We start from the raw sequence: 22284 nt of genomic DNA on the forward strand, positions 1-22284 counted from the left end.
CGCGTCCGGCCCCCGGTGAGGTCACTGTTTCCCCTGCGTTACGGCATGACATGTTCCGGCAACGGCGGGTTCCTAGCGTCGACGGCGACGCCGAAGATTGCCCGAGACCGACCGGAAGGCAGCGCCGTGACGAGCCGAGACACCGCACACCGCCCCGGTGGGCGCTGGATCGCCCACTGGGATCCGGAGGACCGCGAGTTCTGGGAGGACCAGGGCCGCCGCATCGCGCGGCGCAACCTGTGGGCCTCCGTCTTCGCCGAGCACCTGGGATTCTCCGTATGGAGCATCTGGTCGGTGCTCACCCTGTTCATGGTCCCCGAGACCGGGTTCGATTTCTCACCGGCCCAGAAGTTCCTGCTGGTGTCGGTGGTCTCCCTGGTGGGGGCCGTACTGCGGGTGCCCTACACCCTGGCCGTGCCGATGCTGGGCGGGCGCAACTGGACCGTCGTGTCGGTGCTGACCCTGCTGGTGCCCACCGTCATCGCGGTGGTGCTCATCCAGAGCCCCGGCACCCCCTTCTGGGTCTTCCTGCTGCTGGCGGCCACCGCCGGGGTGGGCGGAGGCAACTTCTCCTCCTCCATGGCCAACATCAACTTCTTCTTCCCCGAGCGCGAGAAGGGCCTGGCACTGGGCCTCAACGCCGGCGGCGGCAACGTCGGCGTGGCCGTGGTGCAGCTGGCCGGGCTGGGCGTGATCGCCGCCGTCGGGGTGGCCGGGGGCTGGGCGCTGGCCGGCCTGTACATCCCGCTGCTGCTGGTGGCCGCCGTCGTCTCCTGGACGCGCATGGACAACCTGGGCACCGCCCGGGCCGACGTGGGCGCCCAGGTCGCCGCCGCCAAGGACCGCGACTTCTGGATCATGTCGCTGCTCTACATCGGCACCTTCGGCTCCTTCATCGGCTACTCCTTCGCCTTCGGGCTGCTGCTGCAGAACCAGTTCGGGCGCAGCCCGCTGGAGGCGGCCGCGGTCACCTTCATCGGGCCGCTGATCGGCTCGCTGATCCGCCCGGTCGGCGGGCTGATGGCCGACCGGTTCGGCGGGGCGCGGGTGACGCTGTGGAACTTCGCGGCCATGGCCGCCGGCACCGGCCTGATCATCGCCGCCTCGGCCTCGGGGTCGCTGGCGGTGTTCACCGGCGCCTTCATCGTGCTGTTCGTGCTCACCGGCATCGGCAACGGCTCCACCTACAAGATGATCCCGGCGATCTACGCGGCCCGCGCGGCCGACCTGGCCGCCCGCGGCACCCCGCGGCGCCGGGCCGAGGAGCACTTCCGGCGGGTGTCGGGGGCCGCCCTGGGCCTGGTCGGCGCGGTCGGCGCGATGGGCGGGGTCGGCATCAACCTCGTCTTCCGCCAGTCCTTCGCCTCCACCGGCGGGGCGGTCTCGGCCTACACCGCCTTCCTGGCCTTCTACCTCGTGTGCTTCGCGGTGACCTGGGCCGTGTACCTGCGCCGCCCCACGGCGGTGCGGCCCGACACGGGCGCCGGCACAGACGCCTCCTCCGGGCCCGACCCGGCCGCGCAGGTGGCCCGGTGAGCCCCGCCGGCCGGGGCGCCACGGCCACGCACTGCCCCTACTGCGCCCTGCAGTGCGCGATGTTCGTCGAACCCGACGGCCAGGGGGGCTGGGCGACCCGGCCCCGGGACTTCCCGGTCAACCGCGGCGGGCTGTGCCGCAAGGGGTGGACCGCCGGCGAGCTGCTGACCTCGCCCGAGCGCCTGGGGACCCCGCTGGTGCGCCGCGGCGGCGAACTCGCCGAGGCGACCTGGGAGCAGGCACTGGACCTGGTCGCCGAGCGCGTCGGGGCCCTGCAGGCCGAGCACGGCCCCGACGGGGTGGGGGTGTTCGGCGCCGGGGGCCTGACCAACGAGAAGTCCTACCTGCTGGGCAAGTTCACCCGCCTGGCCCTGGGCAGCCGCATGATCGACTACAACGGCCGGTTCTGCATGTCCTCGGCCGCCGCGGCCGCGGTGCGCGCCTTCGGCCTGGACCGCGGCCTGCCCTTCCCGGTGTCCGACCTGTCGGGGGCCGGCGCGGTGCTGCTGGCCGGTGCCAACCCCGCCGAGACCATGCCGCCGCTGATGGGCCACCTGACGGCGCCCGCCCTGGTGGTCGTCGACCCGCGCCGCACCGCCACCGCCCAGGCCGCCCTGGACGGCGGCGGCCTGCACCTGGCCCCCCGGCCCGGCACCGACACCGCGCTGGCGCTGGGCCTGCTGCACGCCGCCCGGCTGGAGGGCCTGCTCGACACCGGCTACATCGCCGGGCGCACCGCCGGCTTCGAGGCGGCCTGGGAGCAGGCCGCCGCCTGGTGGCCCGAGCGCACCGAGCTGCAGACCGGGGTGAGCGCCTCCCGGATCCGCGCCGCCGCCCGCCTGCTGGGCACCGCCGCCGCCGACCAGGGCGCCTACGTGCTCACCGGCCGCGGCACCGAGCAGCACGCCAAGGGCACCGACAGCGCCTCGGCCTGGATCAACCTGGCCCTGGCCCTGGGCCTGCCGGGCCGCCAGGGCTCGGGGTGGGGCTGCCTGACCGGGCAGGGCAACGGCCAGGGCGGGCGCGAGCACGGCCAGAAGGCCGACCAGCTGCCCGGCTACCGCATGATCACCGATGCGGCCGCCCGCGAGCACGTCGCCGGCGTGTGGGGGGTGGACGAGGCCGACATCCCCGGCGCCGGGGTCAGCGCCTACGAGCTCCTGGACTCCCTGGGCACCCCCTCGGGCCCCAAGGGGCTGCTGGTCTTCGGCTCCAACCCGGCCGTCTCGGCCCCCGCCGCCGCCGGCGTCCGCGAGCGCCTGGACTCCCTCGACCTGCTGGTGGTCGCCGACTTCGTGATGTCGGAGACCGCCGCGCGGGCCGACGTGGTGCTGCCGGTGGCCCAGTGGGCCGAGGAGGAGGGCACCATGACCAACCTGGAGGGGCGCGTCCTGCGCCGCCGCAGGGCCCTGGCGCCGCCGCCGGGGGTGCGCACCGACCTGGAGGTCCTGGCCGGCCTGGCCGAGCGCCTGGGCCAGCCCGCCGGCCGCTTCCCCAGCGACCCCGACGCGGTCCTGGCCGAACTGGGCCGCGCCAGCGCCGGCGGCGCCGCCGACTACGGCGGGGTGAGCGCCCAGCGCCTGGAGGACGGCGAGGCGGTGCACTGGCCCGCCCCCGCCCCGGGCGCCTCCACCCCGCGCCTGTTCCTGGAGGGCTTCGCCCACCCCGACGGGCGGGCCCGGTTCCGCCCGGTGGGCCACACCCCCGCCGCCGAGCAGGCCGACGCCGACTACCCCCTGGTGGTCACCACCGGCCGCACGATGGGCCACTACCAGTCGGGCGCCCAGACCCGCCGCATCGGCGAGCTGGCCGCCGCGGACCCGCAGGCGTGGGTGGAGGTCCACCCCGACACCGCCGCCGAGCACGGGCTGGCCCCGGGGGAGTGGGCGCGCCTGACCGCCCGCCGCGGCACCATGCTCGCCCGGGTGCGCCTGGTGCCCACGGCGCGGCGGGACACGGTGTTCGTGCCCTTCCACTTCGGCGGGGACCAGACCGCCAACGACCTGACCAACCCCGCCCTGGACCCCCTCAGCCGGATGCCCGAGTTCAAGGTCGCGGCCGCCCGTATCGAACCCGCGGCGCCCGGCCCGTCCCCGGCCGGAGCGGCGCCCGCGGCCGCCGGGGCCGCCGCCCCCGACTGACCCGCCGGGCGCGGCCCCGCCCCCTCGCCGCGCCCGGCGCCCCCGCTCCGCGAACGCCGTCCCCGCCCTGGAGGTTCGACCCGTGACCCGCCGCAGCACCCTTCCCGCCCGCCGCATCGTCGTGGTCGGCAACGGTATGACCGGGGCGCGCTTCGCCGAAGAGGCCGCCCGCCGCGACCCCGACGGGCGGCGCGTCCGCGTGACCCTCGTGGGGGCCGAGCCCGGCCCGGCCTACAACCGCGTCCTGCTGCCGGGGCTGATCGACGGGGCCTACGCCCCCCGCGACATCGCCCTGCCCGAGCCCCAGACCGCGGGCATCACCCGGCTGCGCGGCACCGCCGCCACCGGCATCGACCCCCGCGAGCGCACCGTCGACCTGGACACCGGCGAGCGGCTGGACTACGACGAACTGGTGCTGGCCACCGGCGCCCGGGCCGCCCTGCCCCCGCTGCGCGGCCTGGCCGCCGCCGACGGCACCCCCGCCGAGGGCGTGACCGCCCTGCGCGACCTGGCCGACCAGCGCCGCCTGGCCCACCTGGTGCGTCCCGGCGCCCCGGCCGTGGTGCTGGGCGGGGGCGTGCTCGGGCTGGAGACCGCCCGGGCGCTGACCGGCGCGGGGGTGCGGGTCGCGGTGGTGGAGGCGGCCCCCTGGATCATGCGCCGCCAGATCGACCGCGCCTGCGCCCAGGTGCTGGCCCGGGCCTACGAGGACCTGGGGGTGCGGGTGCACGCCTGGCGGGTCGCCGACCGGTGGGCGCCCGGCAGCGGCCTGGTGCTCGACGACGGCACCGTGCTGGCGGGCGACGCCATCGTGGTGACGGCGGGGGTGCGCCCGGCCGTGGAGCTGGCCGACAAGGCGGGCGTCAAGGTCGAGCACGGGGTGGTGGTCGACGACCGGCTGGCCTCCAGCGAACCGCGCATCCACGCCATCGGCGACTGCGCATCCCACCCCGGCGGGGGAGCGGGGCTGGTCCAGCCCGGCTACGAGCAGGCCCGCGTCCTGGCCGACCTGCTCACCGGCGCCGACCCGGCGGCCCGCTACACCGGGGCGCGGCCGGTCACCCGGCTCAAGGCCCAGGGCATCGACCTGACCGCCATGGGCGCCACCGACGACGAGGCCGCCGAGCCCGGAACCGAGTCGGTGGTGGTCAGCGACCCCGCCAAGCGCCGCTACGCCAAGCTCAACGTGGCCGGCGGGCGGGTCAGCGGGGCGGTGCTGCTGGGGTTCCCCGAGGCCTCGCCCGAGGTGTCGCGGCTGTTCGACGAGGGGGCGGCCGTCCCCGAGGACCGGCTGGGGCTGCTGCAGGGCCGGCCCGAGGAGGCCGGCGCCGAGGGGGAGGGGAGCGCGGGCGGCCGCGAGGCGCACGTGTGCCGGTGCAACGCGGTCACCCGCACCGACATCGAGCAGGCCTGGCTGGACGGGGCCCGCACCCGCCCGGCGATCGCCCAGGCCACCCGCGCCACCACCGGCTGCGGCGGGTGCACCCGCGACGTGGACGCCCTGCTGAAGGCCATGGACGGCAAGGGCGCGGCCAAGGTGGGCTGAGCCGCGCCCCCGCACCGTCGGTGCACCGTCAGTCGGCGGCCCCGTTTGAGGCGGGGCCGCCGACGTGGTCCTTCCAGTCGTCATCGTCGGCGACGAGCCAATGGGGTACGAGCGACACGCCGAACGGCTCCTCAGTGGTGAACAGGTCCGTCCCGTAGACGATCGACCTCTCCTCATAGGCGTCGCCTGCGAGGCGGTACTCGACGATCCCCGGCTGCTCCTGGGACGGGCTGACGACCCAGTAGGACGGGATCCCGAACCGGGCGTACTCCCTCCGCTTGGTGTTGAAGTCGCGCAATGCGCTCTCCGGTGACAGCACCTCGACCACCAGAAGCGGGGGGCGCGTGAGGTAGGGGCGTTCGAAGTCCTTGCTTCGGACGACCGCCGAGTCGGGGATCCGGTGGTGGGTCCGGTCCCCGTTCAGGTTGATCCCGACGGCGCCGAAGACCCGCATGCCCTTGGGGGCATTGGCCTCAAGCCACCAGCTGACACGGTGTTCGACCGTGGAATGGTCGCTGACCGGTGCGGGCGACACGTCAAGCCGCCCGTCGACCAGCTCGTAGCGCCTGCCGTCGTCGGGCATGCGCACCAAGTCGTCCGCCGTCAACGGCCGGTCCGGCGGCGTCCACTCCCCGATGCTCATGACACTCATCTTGCCTCCCCGAATCCATGGCGGCCAGCTTGGCGAACCCGTGTTCGATCCGCAGACGAATGCGGAAGAGTCCGCAGATCGGGGCGGCCGAATCCCCGCCCCGCCCGGCCACGCCGCCGTGCCCGCGCGCCGGCCTTCGGCCGCGACGCCCCCTCCCGCCTGCGCACACGCCCCCACCACCCGGCGCCGCCCGTCTCACTCACTGCTGAACAGCGGTGACAGGACAACGAAACACCCCGGTCACAAACGCCTGACCGACCAGAAACGCGTACTCGGTTACGTGGGGGGCGAACCCGAGGCCCACCCCGGTCCGCCACCCACAGGAAGGGGACCCCCGAGCCATGGCACGACTCATCGTCATCGGCAACGGCATGGCCGGCCACCGGCTGGTCGACACCCTCACCCGCGCCGACACCGGCCGCGCCTGGCAGGTCACCGTCATCGGCGAGGAGCCCCGCCCCGCCTACGACCGGGTCGCCCTCTCCAGCTACTTCGACGGCGCGAGCGCGGACGACCTGCTGCTGGGCGACCTGACCGACCGCGCCGACCAGCGCCTGTCCGAACGCGTCACCGCCATCGACCGCGCCGCCCGCACCGTCACCACCGACGCCGGCACCGTCCTGGCCTACGACGCCCTGGTACTGGCCACCGGCTCCACCCCCTTCATCCCCCCGGTCCCCGGAGCCGACCTGCCCGGCTGCCACGCCTACCGCACCATCGAGGACCTGGAGGCCATCACCGCCTCGGCCCGGGGCGCGGCCACCGGCGCCGTCGTCGGCGGCGGCCTGCTGGGCCTGGAGGCCGCCAACGCGCTGCGCCTGCTGGGCCTGGACACCCACGTCGTCGAACTGGCCCCGCACCTGATGCCCGCCCAGGTCGACCAGGGCGCCGGTGCCCTGCTCGCCCGCATGGTCGCCGACCTGGGCGTGAGGTGCCACACCGGCGCGGCCACCTCGGCCGTGCGCTCGGGCCCCGACGGCCGCGCCGACGGGCTGGACCTGGGCGAGCGCGTCCTTCCCGCCGACGTGGTGGTCTTCTCCGCCGGCATCCGCCCCCGCGACGACCTGGCCCGCGCCGCCGGGCTGGAGATCGGCCCGCGCGGCGGCGCCGCCGTCGACGACGCCTGCCGCACCAGCGACCCGGACATCTACGCCGTGGGCGAGTGCGCCAGCCACGACGGCACCGTCTACGGCCTGGTCGCCCCCGCCAACGCCATGGCCGACACCGCCGCCCAGGCCCTGCTGGGCGGCACCGCCGCCTTCACCGGCGCCGACACCTCCACCAAGCTCAAGCTCATGGGGGTGGACGTGGCCAGCTTCGGCGACGCCCACGCCCGCGCCGAAGGCGCCCTGGAGGTGGTGGTCAACGACGCCGCCTCACGCCGCTACGCCAAGCTCGTGGTCTCCGACGACGCCTCCCGCCTGCTGGGCGGGGTGCTGGTGGGCGACGCCTCCTCCTACGGCACGCTGCGCGCCCTGGTGGGGCGCGAGCTGCCCGGCGACCCGCTGGAGATGATCTCCCCGGCCTCCCCGGGCGCGGCCGCCGGCCCCGGCGCCCTGCCCGACGAGGCCCAGATCTGCTCGTGCAACGCCGTCACCAAGGGCGACATCGGCTCGGCCATCGACGGCGGCGCCGCGGACGTGCCCGCCCTGAAGGCGGCCACCTGCGCCGGCACCAGCTGCGGCAGCTGCGTGCCCATGCTCAAGACCCTGCTGGCCGAGGCGGGGGTGGAGCAGTCCCGGGCACTGTGCGAGCACTTCGCGCACTCGCGCGCCGACCTGATGCAGATCGTGCGCGCCACCGGCATCACCACCTTCTCCGAGCTGATCGCCCGGCACGGCACCGGCGCCGGCTGCGACGTGTGCAAGCCCGCCGTCGCCTCCATCCTGGCCTCCCTGGGCAACGGCCACATCCTCTCCGGCGAGCAGGCCGGGCTGCAGGACACCAACGACCACTTCCTGGCCAACATGCAGCGCAACGGCACCTACTCGGTGGTGCCGCGCATCCCCGGCGGCGAGATCACCCCCGAGCGGCTCATCGTCATCGGCGAGGTGGCCCGCGAGTTCGGGCTCTACACCAAGATCACCGGCGCCCAGCGCATCGACCTGCTCGGCGCCCGCGTCGAACAGCTCCCGGCGATCTGGGGCCGCCTGGTGGAGGCCGGGTTCGAGTCCGGCCACGCCTACGGCAAGGCGCTGCGCACCGTCAAGTCCTGCGTCGGCTCGACCTGGTGCCGCTACGGGGTCCAGGACTCGGTGACCATGGCCATCGACCTGGAGCTGCGCTACCGGGGCCTGCGCTCCCCGCACAAGCTCAAGGGCGCGGTCTCCGGATGCGCCCGCGAGTGCGCCGAGGCCCGCGGCAAGGACTTCGGGGTGATCGCCACCGACAAGGGCTGGAACCTCTACGTGGGCGGCAACGGCGGCTTCCCCCCCCGCCACGCCGAACTGCTCGCCGGCGATGTGGACTCGGCGGACCTGGTGCGCTACCTGGACCGCTTCCTCATGTACTACATCCGCACCGCCGACCGGCTCCAGCGCACCTCCGCCTGGATCGAGTCCCTGGACGGCGGGCTGGACCGGCTGCGCGAGGTGGTCGTCGACGACGCCCTGGGCATCGCCGCCGACCTGGAGGCCGACATGGCCGCGCACATCGGCGCCTACACCGACGAGTGGCGCGGGGTGCTGGAGGACCCCGACAAGCTCGCCCGGTTCGTCTCCTTCGCCAACGCCCCCCACACCCCCGACCCCACCATCTCCTTCGACACGGTGCGCGACCAGCCGGTGCCGGCCGAGCCCGTGCTGCTGGGGATGCCCGAGACCGCGACCGCAGTGGAGGCCTGACCATGACCGCCATCACCGAGACCCCGGCCCCGGCCGCCCCGGACACCTGGACCCCCGTGTGCGCCTCGGCGCTGCTGGCCGCCGAGCGCGGCGCGGCGGTGCTGCTGCCCGGCGGCGCCCAGGCCGCCGTGTTCCGCTCGGCCGCCGGCGGCCTGTACGCCGTCTCCAACATCGACCCCTACACCGGGGCCGCGGTCATCGCCCGCGGCATCATGGGCGACCGCGCCGGGGAGCCGACCGTGGCCTCCCCGCTGCTCAAGCACGTGTTCAGCCTGCGCACGGGCCGCCCCCTGGACGCCGAGGGGCCGGGCCTGGCCTGCTACCCGGTGCGCGAGAGCGACGGGCGGGTCGAGATCGACGCCGGGGCGCTGCGATGAGCCCGCCCGCCGCGACCGCCTCCTCCCGGCCCCAGGCCCCGCCGGAGCCCGGCCCGGGCCCCTCCGACCCGGCGCCGCTGGAGGGCTTCACCGTCGGGGTGACCGCCAGCCGCCGCGCCGAGGAGCTGGCGGCCATGCTGCGCCGCAAGGGGGCCGAGGTGGTGTGCGCCCCGGCGCTGCGCATCGTGCCCCTCAGCGACGACGAGCGCCTGACCGACGTCTCCCGCGCGCTCATCGACCGCCCCGCCGACGTGGTGGTGGCCACCACCGGCATCGGCTTCCGCGGCTGGCTGGAGGCCTGCGAGACCTGGGGGCTGGCCGAGCCGCTGACCGCCTCGCTGCGCTCCTCGCGGCTGCTGGCCCGCGGGCCCAAGGCCAAGGGCGCCATCCGCGCCGCCGGCCTGACCGAGGAGTGGTCGCCGCCCTCGGAGTCCTCGGCCGAGGTGCTGGACCGGCTGCTGGAGGGCGGGGTGAGCGGGCTGCGCGTGGCGGTGCAGCTGCACGGCGAGCCGCTGCCCGACTTCTGCGCGGCGCTGCGCATGGCCGGGGCCGAGGTGGTGCAGGTGCCGGTCTACCGGTGGACCGGGCCCGAGGACCCGGCGGTGCTGGACCGGCTGATCGAGGCGGCGGTGGGCGGCGGCATCGACGCGCTGACCTTCACCAGCGCCCCGGCGGCGGCCGGTCTGCTGCAGCGGTCCCGCACCACCGGCGCCTACCGGCCGCTGGTGCGGGCGCTGCGCGCGGGGCGGCCGATGGCGATGTGCGTGGGCCCGGTGACGGCGGCGCCGCTGGCCGCCGACGACGTGCCCACGGTCTGGCCGGCGCGCGGGCGCATCGGGGCGCTGGTGCGGCGCCTGGCCGAGGAGCTGCCGCGCACCTGCCCGGAGCTGCCGGTGGCCGGCAGGCGGCTGCGGCTGGGNGCGGGCGGGCCGCCGAGGTCGACGGCGAGCTGCGCCCGCTCACCCCGGCGCCGATGCGGCTGCTGCGCGAGCTGGCCGCCCGCCCGGGGCGAGTGCGCCACCGCTCGGAGCTGCTGGCGGCCCTGGGCCCGGACGCCGACGCCCACGCGGTGGAGACGGCGGTGGCCCGCCTGCGCGCGGCCCTGGGGGACGCGCGGATGATCCAGACCGTGGTCAAGCGCGGCTACCGCCTCGCCCTGGACGCCCAACCGTGCGAGTGAGCCGCACCGGCGGATCCGCCGCCGGGGCGCCGCGGACCCGGGCCGCGCAGCGCGGCCCCCACCCGCCGGCGGCATGACCGGCGGCACCGGCCACGACCTCTGAACCACCGCTTCCCTCCCGGGCAATGGGGCCCGGCCGACCCCTTCCGGTCCGCCCACTGGCATAGGAGGCCCCGATGAGCGTCCCGCCCACCCCCACCCTGCTGCTGGCCGTCCACGGCACGCGCGACTCCGAGGGGGCGCGCACCGCCCGCGCCCTGGCCCGCGCCACCGCCGCCGCCTCCGGAGCCCCGGTCCGGCTGGCCTTCGCCGACGTGCTCGAACCCGACGTGGGCCAGGTCGCCGCCGGCGTCGCAGGCCCCCTGGTGGTGGTCCCGGCCTTCCTGGCCTCGGGCTACCACGTCCGGGTGGACATCCCCGAGCAGCTGGCCCGGGCCGGGCGCGCGGAGGTGCCCGTCGCGCCGGCCCTGGGCGCCGACCGGCGCCTGGTGGCGGCCGCGGCCGCCCGGCTGGCCCGGGCCGGGCACCGCGCGGGGGAGCCGGTGGTGCTGGCCGGGGCCGGGTCCTCGGACCGGCGCGCCCTGGGCGAGGTCGAGCGGGCCGCCCGGATGCTGTCGCCGATGGTGGGCGCACCGGTGGTGACCGGATACGCGGCCACGGCCGCCCCCACCGTCGCCGAGGCCGTCGCGGCCCTGCGTGCACGCGGCGCCGCCCGGGTGGCGGTGGCCTCCTGGCTGCTGGCCCCGGGCCTGTTCCAGGCGCGCCTGTCCGAGGCGGGCGCCGACACGGTCGCCGGCCCGCTGTGCCCGCACCCGGCCGTGGCCCGGGTCCTGGCCGACCGCTACGTCCGGACCGTGTCCACCGCGCAGGAACGCCCCCTGGCGGCGTCGGCGACGCGCTGACCGCGCCCGTCGGCACCCCGGGCATCCTGGTCGGGGGTCGGATGCCGAGCGACGGCGTCGACTCCGCGGTCGAGGCGGTGGCCGCCGGGTCGGGTCGCGGCCGGCACCGGCCGCGGGGGAGAGGACACCACGCTCGGTGATCCCGGCCTGGGACGGACGGCCGCGCTCATCCGCCTTGCTGCTGCTCCTCCAGCAGGCGCCGGCGGACGTCGAGGAGCTCTTCCATGCGGGCGTCGATGCGCTCGACGGTCAGCTGCGGGCCCTGATAGTGCTCCGGATCCCAGCCGGTGACCACGACCCCGTCGGCACCGAAGTCCTCGTCGGCCACATAGCCCACCGCCCCGAGCTGGGCGCGCATCGTTCGCTTCCCCGATCTGGAGCGGCCGTGGACGTCGACGACCTGACCGCGGACGATGAGGCCGCCGCGGGTCATCCGTGTCTCGGTGACGCCGGTGCGCGACTCCTCGACGGGGACGGCCGAGCGGGCGGCTTTGAGCGCCGAGTCGCAGACGCCCTTCACTTCTTCCACGTCCTCGCGGGTGATACGGATCTGGCGTTCGCGGCGCGCTCGCGCGGCTTCGGCGCGGCGTGCCCGTTCCTGTGGACGGAGCAGGTCTCGCAGGCCCACGGCACTCCTCCATTCCTCGATCGGCGGGCGCGGAATCGCTGCACGACGCGGCCGCGCTGCGCAGGAGCGCACCCCGTGCGGGGTCGGTCGGCCCGGTCGGGCCTCGTCGCCGCGCTCTTGCGCGAACAGTTCCCGGGCGGCCGTCCGCACTCCCGTCGGCGCGTGGTGCAGGCCGACGTGAAAGCACTCCCTTGCCGGGACGGCAGCTCGCCGACGGCTGTGAGCACCACCGCGAGGCGCGCTCGGTCACAGCGCCGTGGTCAGCCGGAGGGGCCCGCCGCTCAGGGCCCGGGGCCCGGATCGGCCACCGGCGCCGTCCGCGGGCCGGCGCCCCAGGGCCGGCGGGAGGAAGGCTCCCAGGGGCAGGAACAGGGCAGCGTTCCCGCCGTTCTGGCAGAGGCCGGTCACTCCCGGACCGGAGGAGGCCGTGACGCTGAAGGGGACCAGCACCAGCCCGCCCACGGTCCCGGGGTTGAGCAGTGTCAGCGAGACGATCCCCAGCACCGACACCGCACAGAGCACGTCGGCCGCGCTGTCGAGCACGGCCGGGAGCCGATCGGCGCGCCGGCGCCTGCCGATCCGGACCAGGACGGCGAACAGCAGGACCCACACCGGGGACACAAGCACGGCCCCTTCGAGCGCCGCGGTGACCGAAGACCAACCCATGGGCCCCGATCCGACCACATCCCCGGAGCGGAAGGACGGGTCCGGGGCCGGGGACCAAGGGCCGTGGCGCCGTGCTCCGAAGGGCGGTCGGGGCCCGCCCCCGCCCCTGCCCTGTCGTCCCGCTGCGCGCGCCGCCGGCCCCGCCCCCGCCGTTCCGCTTTCGGACATCATCGATTTCCGGATTGGGGCGTCTTGGGGGATCCGTGGCCGGATGCGGCTATCACGGGCGAGAGGCCTCTCTAGAGGGCATAGACACAACGTGCCGCGGCAGTGACCCCGAGGAGCCCCTCCATGCCCGCCGACGACCGGACCGACCCCCCTTCCTGGCCCCGCGACGACCCCCGCTACGACCGCTGCGCCGGCGCCTGGACCGGTGCGGCCGCCGCCGCGTGCATCGTGGGCGCCCCGCCCGCCATGGCCGAAGAGGCCACCCACCCCGACGGCGACGGCGCCGGGCCCGCCCTGCTCTCCTGGCTCATCTCCACCGCCCTGGAGGGCATGGCCGACCCCGCCACCGTCCACAAGGCCGTCGACACCCTCCCCGACCGCGCCTGGGCCCTGGCCCTGCGCGCCACCGCCGCCGAAGGGCGCATCCCCGCGCCCGAACCGGTGGTCCCCCCGCACAGCCCCATGGGCGCCGGCTGGCGCGCCGCCGCCGAGGCGCCCGCGCCCGCCCTGGAGCCGGCCCGCGCGGTCTTCCCCTGCTCCCAGCTGGTGGAGGCGGTCTGGCGGGCCTATGCCGCGGGGGGCGACGAAGCGGCCATGTACGCAGGGGCCATGGCCGGAGCACGGTGGGGGGCCTCGGGCATCCCCCTTGAGGCGCAGCGGCGCCTGGCCGACATCGTCGCCCCCCGCGCCCTCGTCCGGCGCGCCGTCGTCCTGGCCCGCGGCACCGACCCCGCCGCCTGGCCCGAGGCGCCCGCCCAGCCCACCGGGGCGGCCCCCTCGGTCAACACCCCCTTCTGCACCCCCCACCCCCACGACCCCGGAGTGCTCCTGGGCAACGTGGCCCACCTGCGCTCGGGCCCCGACGTGGACGCGGTGGTCTCCCTCAACCGGATCGGCCCGGCCGACGCCCCCGCCCACCTGCCCGCCCGCGACCGCATCGAGGTGTGGCTGGCCGACGCCCAGGGCGAGGGCGTCAACCCCAACCTGCACTTCGTGCTCGACGAGGCCGCCGGGGCGGTGGCCGCCCTGCGCGCCGAGGGCAAGCGGGTCCTGCTGCACTGCGCGGCCGGGCAGTCCCGCACCCCCGCCGTGGCCGCCCACTACGCCACCCTGGCCTGCGGCGCCGACGTGGTGGAGGCGCTGCGCCTGATCATCCGCGCCACCGGCGGCCACCTGAAGACCCCCGCCCTGTCCAGGGCCGCGGCCGCCCTCAACGGCGTCGACCTCGCCGACCCCACCGCCGCCCTGTTCCCCGACGGCGCGCCCGCGCCGCGCGAGCACCAGGGGGACTGACCCCGCGCGCACGCATGGCCGGGGACGGGCGCGGTCAGCGGGAGGGGACCGACCACGACGTCCCTGCGCACCCGGGGGAGGTGAGGCGGGCCGGGCGGGCCCGCGCACCATGGACCTGCGCTTCCTGGAGCACCTGTACGCCGCGCCGGGCCCGGTGGCCACGGCCTACTTGGACACCACCCTGGCCGAAGAGGACGCGCCCGACCACATCCGCCTGCGCCGCCGCTCGGTGTGCGAGCAGCTGCAGGCCCAGGGCGCCGACCCGGCCACCGTCGAGGCCCTGGACGCCGCCGCCGGCGGCGCCAAGGGCGTGCCCGGCCCGCAGGGCGAGGCGCTGTTCGCCGCCGGCGGCCGCCTGCTGGGCGCCTACACCCTGACCGCGCCGCCCCCGCAGGACCGGGGCGCCTGGCTCCCGGTCCCCGACCCCCTGGACCTGGCCGCCGACACCGACGGCACGGTCGCCTACGCCCTGGTGGCCGCCGACCGGCTGGGCGCCGACGTCTACGCCTACCCGGCCACCGGCGCCCCCGTCGACGAACGCCACTACACCGGCGCCTCCCTGCACATCTCCAAGGTCCCCGCCGGCGGGTGGAGCCAGCGCCGCTACCAGGAGAACACCGAGAACATCTGGCGCATCAACGCCGGGAACTCCGCCCACGAGATCGAGCAGGCCGTGGAGTCGGTGGGCGCCGCCGCGGTGTTCATCGGCGGCGACGAGCGCGCGGTCGGCCTCATCCGCCGGGCCCTGAGCACGCGCACCCGCGGCCTGCTGGTGGAGCTGGAGGGCGGCGGCCGCTCCGACCCCGACGACCTGCAGCGCCTGCGCACCCGCGTCGACGACGCCCTGAACCGGACCGCCGGGGCGCTGCGCGCCCGGGTACTGGAGGACCTGCCCGAGCAGGCGGCCCGCGGCACGGCGGTGGCCGGGACCGACGCCGTGTGCCGCGCGCTCTCGCGCGGACAGGTGGGCCGGCTGCTGCTGGAGCGCACGGCGGCGGCCGAACGCCTCCTGTGGGCCCTGCCCGGCCACCACGCCCAGGTGGCCTGGGCCCCCCAAGACCTGGCGGGCGAGGGCGAGCCGTTCACCGCGCCCGCCGGTGCCCTGCTCCTGCGCGCAGCCCAGGCCCAGGACGCCGCGCTGACGATGCTCCCCGAGGGGACCGACGTACAGGACGGCACGGCGGCCCTCCTGCGCTTCGAGACGGCCCCCGCCCCGACGGGCGGCGCCGCAGCAGCGGGCGCGCCCGGAGACGCCGAGCCCGGCGGGCCGCAGTGAGCGCCCCCGCCCCCGCGCACACGTGCGGCCCCGGCCGGAGCCGGGGCCGCACGCACGGCGCAGAACAGGGGAGGGGAGGCGGCCTTAGCCGACGACCTGCCACTCCACGTCCACCACGCCCTGGCTGGCGCTGGCGATGGTCTCGAAGGAGGCCGTGGACAGGTCCAGGCACCGCCCGGCGATGTAGGGGCCGCGGTCGTTGATGCTCACCACCACCGACTTGCCGTTGGAGGGGTTGGTCACCTCCACCTTGGTGCCGAAGGGCAGCTCCTTGTGCGCCGCGGTCATCGCCGAGGGGTCGAAGGTACCGCCGCTGGCGGTGGGCTGGGGGTCGCTGTACATCGAGGCCTCGCAGGTGCCGCCCTGGCCGGTGGGCGTCAGCCCCGAGGACTCGCCCGAGCCGGACTCGGAGCCGGAGGAGTCGTCCTGGGAGGAGGACTCCTGCTCGGGCTCCTCCTCCTTCTCCTCCTCGGCCTGGGCGGCGGTGCCGCTGGCCGAACCCTCGGCCTGGGAGGCGGCCTCCTCGCGCTCCTGCTGGGCCTGCTCGCGCTCCTTGTCGACCTGCTCCTGGTCGGGGGCCTGCTCGTCGGCGGCCTGCTCGGAGGTCTGGGCCTGGGGCACCTTCGCCGCGCTGTTGAGGTCCTGGGGCTGGGCGCCCCCGACGACCGCGGCGCCGGCCACGCCGCCGGCGGCCAGGACCGCACCCGAGGCGGCCACGGCCACCAGGGCGCGCTTGGTCTTCATGCGCTGGAGAAGGGAGGTGCTTTCGGGCTGGTGATCGCCCACGGCTGATCGTCCTTTGAACGGGAACACGAAAGTCGGCTGCGCAAGGCCTGGAACCGCCGGGACTTGGGGCCCGGCGCCTCCCGCGACCGAGGGGCGCGCCGGCGCAGCGGTGGGCCGCCCGGGATCCGGGGGCGACCGAAAAGAGCTGGTCACGTGTACGCAAAGGGGGTCTGGACCAACGGGGACCGACCCTAACCATCACGAGGAGGTAACGAGAACAGAAAACCCCGGTTTGTGGAACATGTCACCCGCGCCGTCGACGCCCCGTGAGCCCCGCGCACCCCACCGTGACCGCCCGCGGCGCCCCCACCCCGCCCGCCCCGGCGCGAACACCGGTCGAACGGCGCACCGACGTGGCACAATGCCCCGCGAAGAACCAGCGGGGAGGGAGCGGCCAGGTGTTCCGCAACGAGAACGGGTGGGTCATCTCGCCCACCGACCTGGTCGACGCCATGGAGTGCGACCACCGCAGCGCCCTCAAGGCCGCCCTGGCCGCCGGCGCCCCCGGCGCACCCGCCCCCGCCGACATCGACCCCCTCATCGCCCGCCAGGGGCACGAGCACGAGCGCGCCGAGCTCGAACGCCTGCGCGCCCTCTTCGGCGACGACCTGGTCGAGATCGACGACCCCCGCCCCACCCACCAGGACATGCTGCGCGCCGCCCAGGCCACCCGCGCCGCCATGGAGCAGGGGGCGCCCGTGGTCTACCAGGCCGCCTTCTACCACCCCCTGCGCCCCGGCGTCGCCTTCCACGGCCGCGCCGACTTCCTGGTCAGCACCGCCGTGGACCCCGCCACCGGCCGCACCGCCGGCGCCCCGGGCCCGCACACCCACGAACCCTGGGACACCAAGCTCGCCCGCCGCCCCGGCCCCGGCGCCGTCCTGCAGCTGGCCGCCTACGCCGCCTCCGTCGCCGAGACCGGCGCCCCCGAACCCGAGAACATGCACCTGCTCACCGGAGACGGCGCCGCCCACCGCCACCGCACCGCCGAGTACCTGCCCGTCCTGCACCAGGTGCGCACCCGCATGGCCGACCGCCTCACCGCCCCCGGCGGCGGCCCCCTCGACCCCGCCTCGGTGGCCCTGCCCGACCCCCTGTGGGGCCCGCCCCAGCCCGCCTGCGACGGCTGCGGCTACGCCGCCCTGTGCACCCGCGGCCGAGAGGAGGCCCGCCACCTCACCCTGGTCGCCGGCATCCGCACCGACCAGGCGCGCAAACTCGCCGACACCGGCATCACCACCATCGACGCCCTGGCCGCCGCCGAACCCGAGAACCGCCCGGCCGCCCTGCCCCCGCACACCTTCGAACGCCTGCGCGCCCAGGCCGCCCTCCAGGTCCGCCAGGACGCCACCCGCACCGGCGACGACCCCCGCGGCACCGTCCTGGCCGAGGTCCACGCCCCCGAGGGCCTGGCCTCACTGCCCGCCCCCAGCCCCGGCGACGTCTTCTTCGACATGGAGGGCTACCCCTACTACGAAGGCCCCCAGGGCAGGGGACTGGAGTACCTGTTCGGCGCCGTGGCCCGCGACCTGCCCGACCACCCCGCCGACCCCGCCGACGCGGCCCCCGGCCCCGAGCGCTTCCACGCCTTCTGGGCCCACGACCGCGCCCAGGAGAAACGCGCCTTCGAGGACTTCGTCGACTTCGTGTGCGAGCGCATCGACCGCGACCCCGGCGCCCACGTCTACCACTACGCCTCCTACGAGGCCGACCGCCTCAAACTCCTGGCCGCCGCCTTCGGCACCCGCGAGGCCCAGGTCGACGAACTCCTGCGCGACCGCCGCCTGATCGACCTGTACACCGTGGTCAAGAAGAGCCTGCGCGTCTCCCAGCGCTCCTACTCCATCAAGTACCTCGAACCCCTCTACCTGCCCCAGGCCCGCAGCGGCGACGTCACCAGCGCCGTCTCCAGCATCGACGCCTACGCCGACTACGCCCTGGCCGCCCAGGAGGGCGACGCCGACCGCGCCGCCAAGGTCCTGGCCGACATCGCCGACTACAACCACGACGACTGCGCCTCCACCGCCCGCCTGCGCGACTGGCTGGAGGACCTGCGCCGCGAGCACGGCATCGACCAGCGCCCCGGCGCCCAGGGCGAACTGGCCCCCGACGACGCCGACGAACGCGCCCAGGAGAACCGGCGCCGCCGCGAAGAGGCCGAGGAGCGCCTGCGCGCCCTGACCGCCCCCCTCCTGCAGGACGTGCCCCAGGACCCCCGCGAACGCCGAGAGCACCACGACGCCCGCGCCCTGCTCGCCGCCCTGGCCGGCTACTACCGCCGCGAGGAGAACCCCGCCTGGTGGGACTTCTTCCGCCGGCTGTCCGCCCCCATCGAGGAGCTGGAGGCCGACGGCGACTGCCTGGTGCCCCTGCGCGTGCGCACCGGCGCATGGGTCGAGCCCACCGGGCGCCGGCGCAAGTCCCGCCGCGAGATCCACGCCCGCGCCGACCCCGCCCGCCCCCACCCCTTCACCCCCGGCGAACGGGTGCGCCTGCTCTACCCCGCCGCCCCCGGACGCCCCGCCGACGCCGTGGACGCCCAGGTCACCGCCGCCGACGCCGGATCGCTCACCCTGGAGGAGACCAGCGACCCCCAGCAGACCTACTCCCGCGCCCCCGCCGCCGTCCTGCCCGGGCCGCCCGTGCGCTCGGCCCCCAAGGACGCCGCCCTGTGGTCGCTGACCGAACAGGTCCTGCCCGAGCTGCCCGACCTGCCCGCCGGCCCCGGCCCGGACCTGCTGCGCCGCCGCCCCCCGCGGCTGGCCGGCGGCGCCGCACTGCCCCGCCCCGCCGACACCGGCGGCGACACCGTGGCCGCCGCCATCGCCGCCGTCGACGCCCTGGAGGACTCCTACCTGGCCGTGCAGGGCCCGCCCGGGGCCGGCAAGACCTACCTGGCCGCCCGGCTGATCGCCCACCTCATCGCCACCGGCCGCACCGTGGGCGTGTGCTCCACCAGCCACAAGGCCGTGGAGAACGTCCTGACCGCCGCCCTGCACGCCGCCCGCGGCCAGGGCCTGGACCTGCCGTGCGCCAAACGCCCCTCCGGCAAACCCGACCCCGACGCCCGCTGGGAGCAGCCGGCCACCGTCAAGGCCCTGGCCGCCTGGCGCGCCGCCAACCCCGGGGCGCACCTGGTCGGCGGCACCGCCTGGAACTTCGCCAACGAGGCCCTGGCCGCCGACCCCTTCGACGTGCTCGTCATCGACGAGGCCGGGCAGTTCGCCCTGGCCGACACCCTCGCCGTGTCCACCGCCGCCCGCAACCTGGTGCTGCTGGGCGACCCCCAGCAGCTGCCCCAGGTCGTCCAGGGCTCCCACGGCGAGGGCGCGGCCGCCTCGGCCCTGGAGCACCTGGTGGGCGGGGCCGAGATCCTCGACCCCGCCCTGGGCTACTTCCTGGACCAGACCCGGCGCATGCACCCCGCCGTGTGCGCCCCCGTCTCCCGCCTGGCCTACCGCGGCCTGCTGCACGCCCACCCCAGCGCCGCCGAGCGCACCGTGGCCGGGGTGCGCCCGGGCCTGTACGCCCGAACGGTGGAGCACCAGGGCCGCACCAGCCACAGCCCCGAAGAGGTCGAGGCGGTGGTGGAGGCCGCCGCCCACCTGGTGGGACGCACGGTCCGCGAGCCCGGCGCCAGCGCCGAACGCGAGCTGGCCGGGGAGGACGTGCTGGTCGTGGCGCCCTACAACATGCAGGTGCGCGCCCTGCGCCGGGCCCTGGCCGAGGCGGGGCTGGAGCAGGTGCGGGTGGGCACCGTCGACCGCTTCCAGGGCCAGGAGGCCCCCGCGGTGATCTGCTCGATGACCGCCTCCAGCGGCGCCGACCTGGCCCGCGGCCTGGACTTCGTGCTCTCCCGCAACCGGCTGAACGTGGCGCTCTCGCGCGCCCAGGTGGTGGCGGTGCTGGTGTACTCCCCGCGCCTGCCCCAGGCGGCGCCGCGCACCGTGGAGGAGCTGCGGGTGCTGTCGGGCTTCGCAGGCCTGTGCGCCCAGGCCGACCCCTGGCCGCCGCCCGCCGAATAGCGCGCCGGCCGGCCTCGGCCCGGCCACCGTTCCTGCCATGGGTCCGCCCGTGCCCGGGGGACAAAGGACCTCGGAAGCGGCCGCACGCGCTTCAGCAGCCCCCGACAACGATCCAAGGGGCGGCCGCCCATCGTTGAGGATCACGGCCGCGCCGGCCTCGATCGGCGCGGTGTCCGCCCTTCGCCTTCCCGCCTCAGGGAACAGGTGCCCCGGCCTCCGTCAGGCCGCCGGAGACCCCCGGGAACGCCCGGAGAGGAGGTCCGCACCCGTCCGACGCCGTCCGCCCCGGCATGCACATGAGAGGGCGGGGGATCCCCAACGATCCCCCGCCCTTTCCGCGCCCCGGCGCGTCCACCCTCGAAGGATCGCCGGCCGCCCCCAGCATCGGCGGCGCCGGTTTCGTTCGGCTTCCCGCGCGCTAACACACCAGCTCACGCGCCCCGGCGAGGGGCAGAAGGGCCCAGCGGGCAGAGCGGCCGCATCCGGCCTGCCCGTTCCCCCGCCCTCCTGTCGGCTCCCTCTGATAGGAACGTTTCCCCTCGAGACCCGCGCCCGCACCGGCGGCCGACCCCCTGGGAGGCAGCAGTGACCACCGCCCTCGTCCTCATCGACGCCCAGCAGAACATGCTGGTGGGCGACGAAGCGGTCCCCTCGGCACCCGATGTCGGCCCGGCACTGGCCGACCTGCTCGCCCGGGCGCGCGCCGCCGGGGCGGTGGTGGTCCACGTCCAGAACGACGGCGGCCCCGACGAGCCCGACGAACCCCACACCCCCGGCTGGGAACTGGTGCACGCCCCCGAGCCCGGTGAGCACGTGGTGCGCAAGGGCGAGTGCGACGCCTTCGCCGGGACCGACCTGGCCGGCCTGCTGTCCCGGGCCGGCGTGCGCACCGCGGTCCTGGCCGGGATGCAGAGCCAGTACTGCGTCGCCGCCACCGCCCGCGGCGCCCTGGGGCAGGGCCTGGACACCGTGCTGGTCGCCGGAGCGCACGCCACCTACGACGAGGACGAGGACGCCCACGCCATCTCCCGGGCCACGGAGCAGGACCTGCGCGCCGAAGGCGTGCGCGTGCTCCCCGGCGCAGAGGTCGCCTTCACCGCGCCGCCGGACAGGGCCGGGTGACCGGCGCGGCCCGGACGGACGGGGCGTTCGCGGTCCCCGGCGGCGGCCATCGTGCACCTGCTCTCGCCCGGCGCCACGGCCCCCGGGCGGTGGGCGCACCGTGTCGGCACACGACCCCGAGGCGCACGGCCGGTGAACGAGCGCCCGCGCCTGCGGCCGTGCCGAAGAGCGGGCCCCGGGATGGAGGGGGAGCCGTCATCCCGGGCGCCCACGCCATGCACTCTACGTGATGCATCGCCTACCCAGGGGTGTTTTACTTCAGGTGCTCCCCGCACCGTCCCCGACCGCCCTCGTGCCCCCCGGTCACGCGTGATCGGGCCGACGAGCGCCCCACCCCCTCCGCACCCGCCGCCTCAAAGCCGGTGACATGCCCGAACGCGCAGCGTCGCCGAAGGGCGGGCCCTGCCCGGACGCACATCCTTTGCCCGGCGACGGTGGGCGAGCCGTCCGGGATGCCCTGAGGGCGATCGGTCCCGGAACGGGGCCGACCGGCGCGGCCCGTTCCCCCGCCAGGTGCGGCGGGCGGCCGCGGCCCCCTCGGCCACCGTCCGCTCACCGCGGCGGCCCCCGTCCGGCGGGCGCAGCGGGCGGAAGGGCCGCGCGGCAGGGGTACCATGCGTTACCAGCGCCAGGCGGGCCGACCGAGCCCGCCTCCGTCTGCCTCCCTCGCCCGCCGCACCGCCTGAAAGGCACCCGCGACACCGTGCGTCCCACAGACAACGGCGACCGCCCGCGCCGCCTGCCCACCGGCACCAACACACGCCACCCCGCCGGAATCCGCATCGTCGCCGCGGTCCTGGCCGTGGCAGCCCTGGTCCTGGGCCCCGTCGGCTATGTCAACGGCGTCTCGGCCGGCGCCCACTCGGCCGCCGAGTGGTACACCCTGGGCTTCGCCGCCTCGGCCGGACTGCCCCTGCTCGCCGCGGCCATCACCACCGTGGCCGGCGACCGCCGCGCCGCCCTGTGCAGCATCGCCCTGCTGGCCTGGCCGCCGGTCTACATCGCCGCCGTCCACCTGGCCCCCGGCCCCGCCTGACCCCCGGCCCGTCGCACCCCGGGGCCGCTCTCCACACGGCCCGACCAGGCCCGACCGGCCACTAGGGTGGGCGCCGACCAGGCGCACACCACGGGGCAGCGGGGGAG

15 protein-coding genes and 1 pseudogene are annotated in these 22284 nt (G+C 76.5%); 12 read left to right on the forward strand and 4 right to left on the reverse strand.

What is annotated here, in order from left to right:
• Positions 1-126 precede the first annotated feature (126 nt).
• The 3 genes from D450_RS0105575 (at position 127) to D450_RS0105585 (ending at position 5223) form a co-directional block, all read left to right on the forward strand.
• Positions 127-1536 carry an MFS transporter gene (locus D450_RS0105575; protein WP_017537691.1) on the forward strand — a complete coding sequence of 470 codons (1410 nt, stop codon included), beginning with the start codon at positions 127-129 and terminating at the stop codon, positions 1534-1536.
• On the forward strand, positions 1533-3677 hold the full coding sequence (locus D450_RS0105580) for a molybdopterin oxidoreductase family protein (protein WP_017537692.1): 2145 nt from the start codon (positions 1533-1535) through the stop codon (positions 3675-3677). Before D450_RS0105575 ends, D450_RS0105580 begins: the two co-directional genes overlap by 4 nt.
• Before the next feature lie 82 nt (positions 3678-3759).
• Positions 3760-5223: an FAD-dependent oxidoreductase gene (locus D450_RS0105585; RefSeq protein ID WP_017537693.1), complete on the forward strand. Its 1464-nt coding sequence runs from the start codon at positions 3760-3762 to the stop codon at positions 5221-5223.
• A 28-nt stretch (positions 5224-5251) separates the two neighbouring features.
• On the opposite strand, the gene D450_RS0105590 is transcribed toward D450_RS0105585, so the two are convergent.
• Positions 5252-5875 (reverse strand): Uma2 family endonuclease, encoded by a 624-nt coding sequence (locus D450_RS0105590; protein WP_017537694.1) that lies wholly within the window; start codon positions 5873-5875, stop codon positions 5252-5254.
• Positions 5876-6216: 341 nt separating this feature from the next.
• Here D450_RS0105590 and nirB point away from each other — a divergent pair, with 341 nt between their 5' ends.
• The 4 genes and pseudogenes from nirB to D450_RS0105610 all read left to right on the forward strand — a co-directional run bounded on the left by nirB (position 6217) and on the right by D450_RS0105610 (position 11177).
• Positions 6217-8718 carry a nitrite reductase large subunit NirB gene (gene nirB / locus D450_RS0105595; RefSeq protein ID WP_017537695.1) on the forward strand — a complete coding sequence of 834 codons (2502 nt, stop codon included), beginning with the start codon at positions 6217-6219 and terminating at the stop codon, positions 8716-8718.
• Between the two features lie 2 nt (positions 8719-8720).
• Positions 8721-9095 carry a nitrite reductase small subunit NirD gene (nirD, locus tag D450_RS0105600; RefSeq protein ID WP_017537696.1) on the forward strand — a complete coding sequence of 125 codons (375 nt, stop codon included), beginning with the start codon at positions 8721-8723 and terminating at the stop codon, positions 9093-9095.
• Positions 9092-10275 (forward strand): annotated as a pseudogene (locus D450_RS29530) (uroporphyrinogen-III synthase). Before nirD ends, D450_RS29530 begins: the two are co-directional and overlap by 4 nt.
• 176 nt (positions 10276-10451) lie before the next feature.
• A complete protein-coding gene (locus D450_RS0105610; RefSeq protein ID WP_017537698.1) occupies positions 10452-11177 on the forward strand; it encodes a sirohydrochlorin chelatase in 726 nt (241 codons plus the stop codon).
• 166 nt (positions 11178-11343) lie between these two features.
• On the opposite strand, the gene D450_RS0105615 is transcribed toward D450_RS0105610, so the two are convergent.
• Complete coding sequence (locus D450_RS0105615) at positions 11344-11805, reverse strand: hypothetical protein (protein ID WP_017537699.1); 462 nt, start codon at positions 11803-11805, stop codon at positions 11344-11346.
• Between the two features lie 246 nt (positions 11806-12051).
• Positions 12052-12471 (reverse strand): hypothetical protein, encoded by a 420-nt coding sequence (locus D450_RS0105620; protein ID WP_017537700.1) that lies wholly within the window; start codon positions 12469-12471, stop codon positions 12052-12054.
• A 291-nt stretch (positions 12472-12762) separates the two neighbouring features.
• Between D450_RS0105620 and D450_RS0105625 the strand changes: the two genes are divergently transcribed.
• A complete protein-coding gene (locus tag D450_RS0105625) occupies positions 12763-13932 on the forward strand; it encodes a protein-tyrosine phosphatase family protein (RefSeq protein ID WP_017537701.1) in 1170 nt (389 codons plus the stop codon).
• Between the two features lie 109 nt (positions 13933-14041).
• Positions 14042-15208: a baeRF2 domain-containing protein gene (locus tag D450_RS29535; protein ID WP_017537702.1), complete on the forward strand. Its 1167-nt coding sequence runs from the start codon at positions 14042-14044 to the stop codon at positions 15206-15208.
• A gap of 84 nt (positions 15209-15292) precedes the next feature.
• Here D450_RS29535 and D450_RS31710 read toward each other — a convergent pair whose 3' ends face one another.
• Positions 15293-15994: a septal ring lytic transglycosylase RlpA family protein gene (locus D450_RS31710; RefSeq protein WP_051063554.1), complete on the reverse strand. Its 702-nt coding sequence runs from the start codon at positions 15992-15994 to the stop codon at positions 15293-15295.
• A 398-nt stretch (positions 15995-16392) separates the two neighbouring features.
• Between D450_RS31710 and D450_RS0105640 the strand changes: the two genes are divergently transcribed.
• From D450_RS0105640 to D450_RS0105650, 3 genes are all read left to right on the forward strand, one after another.
• The gene (locus D450_RS0105640; protein WP_017537703.1) at positions 16393-20019 is read left to right on the forward strand and encodes a TM0106 family RecB-like putative nuclease; all 3627 of its coding nucleotides are present in this window, start codon (positions 16393-16395) and stop codon (positions 20017-20019) included.
• Positions 20020-20604: 585 nt separating this feature from the next.
• Positions 20605-21141: an isochorismatase family protein gene (locus D450_RS0105645; RefSeq protein ID WP_017537704.1), complete on the forward strand. Its 537-nt coding sequence runs from the start codon at positions 20605-20607 to the stop codon at positions 21139-21141.
• Positions 21142-21844: 703 nt separating this feature from the next.
• On the forward strand, positions 21845-22177 hold the full coding sequence (locus tag D450_RS0105650; RefSeq protein WP_017537705.1) for a hypothetical protein: 333 nt from the start codon (positions 21845-21847) through the stop codon (positions 22175-22177).
• Positions 22178-22284 lie beyond the last annotated feature (107 nt).

The sequence above is a fragment of the Nocardiopsis halophila DSM 44494 genome, from assembly GCF_000341245.1.
Taxonomy (GTDB): domain Bacteria; phylum Actinomycetota; class Actinomycetes; order Streptosporangiales; family Streptosporangiaceae; genus Nocardiopsis_A; species Nocardiopsis_A halophila.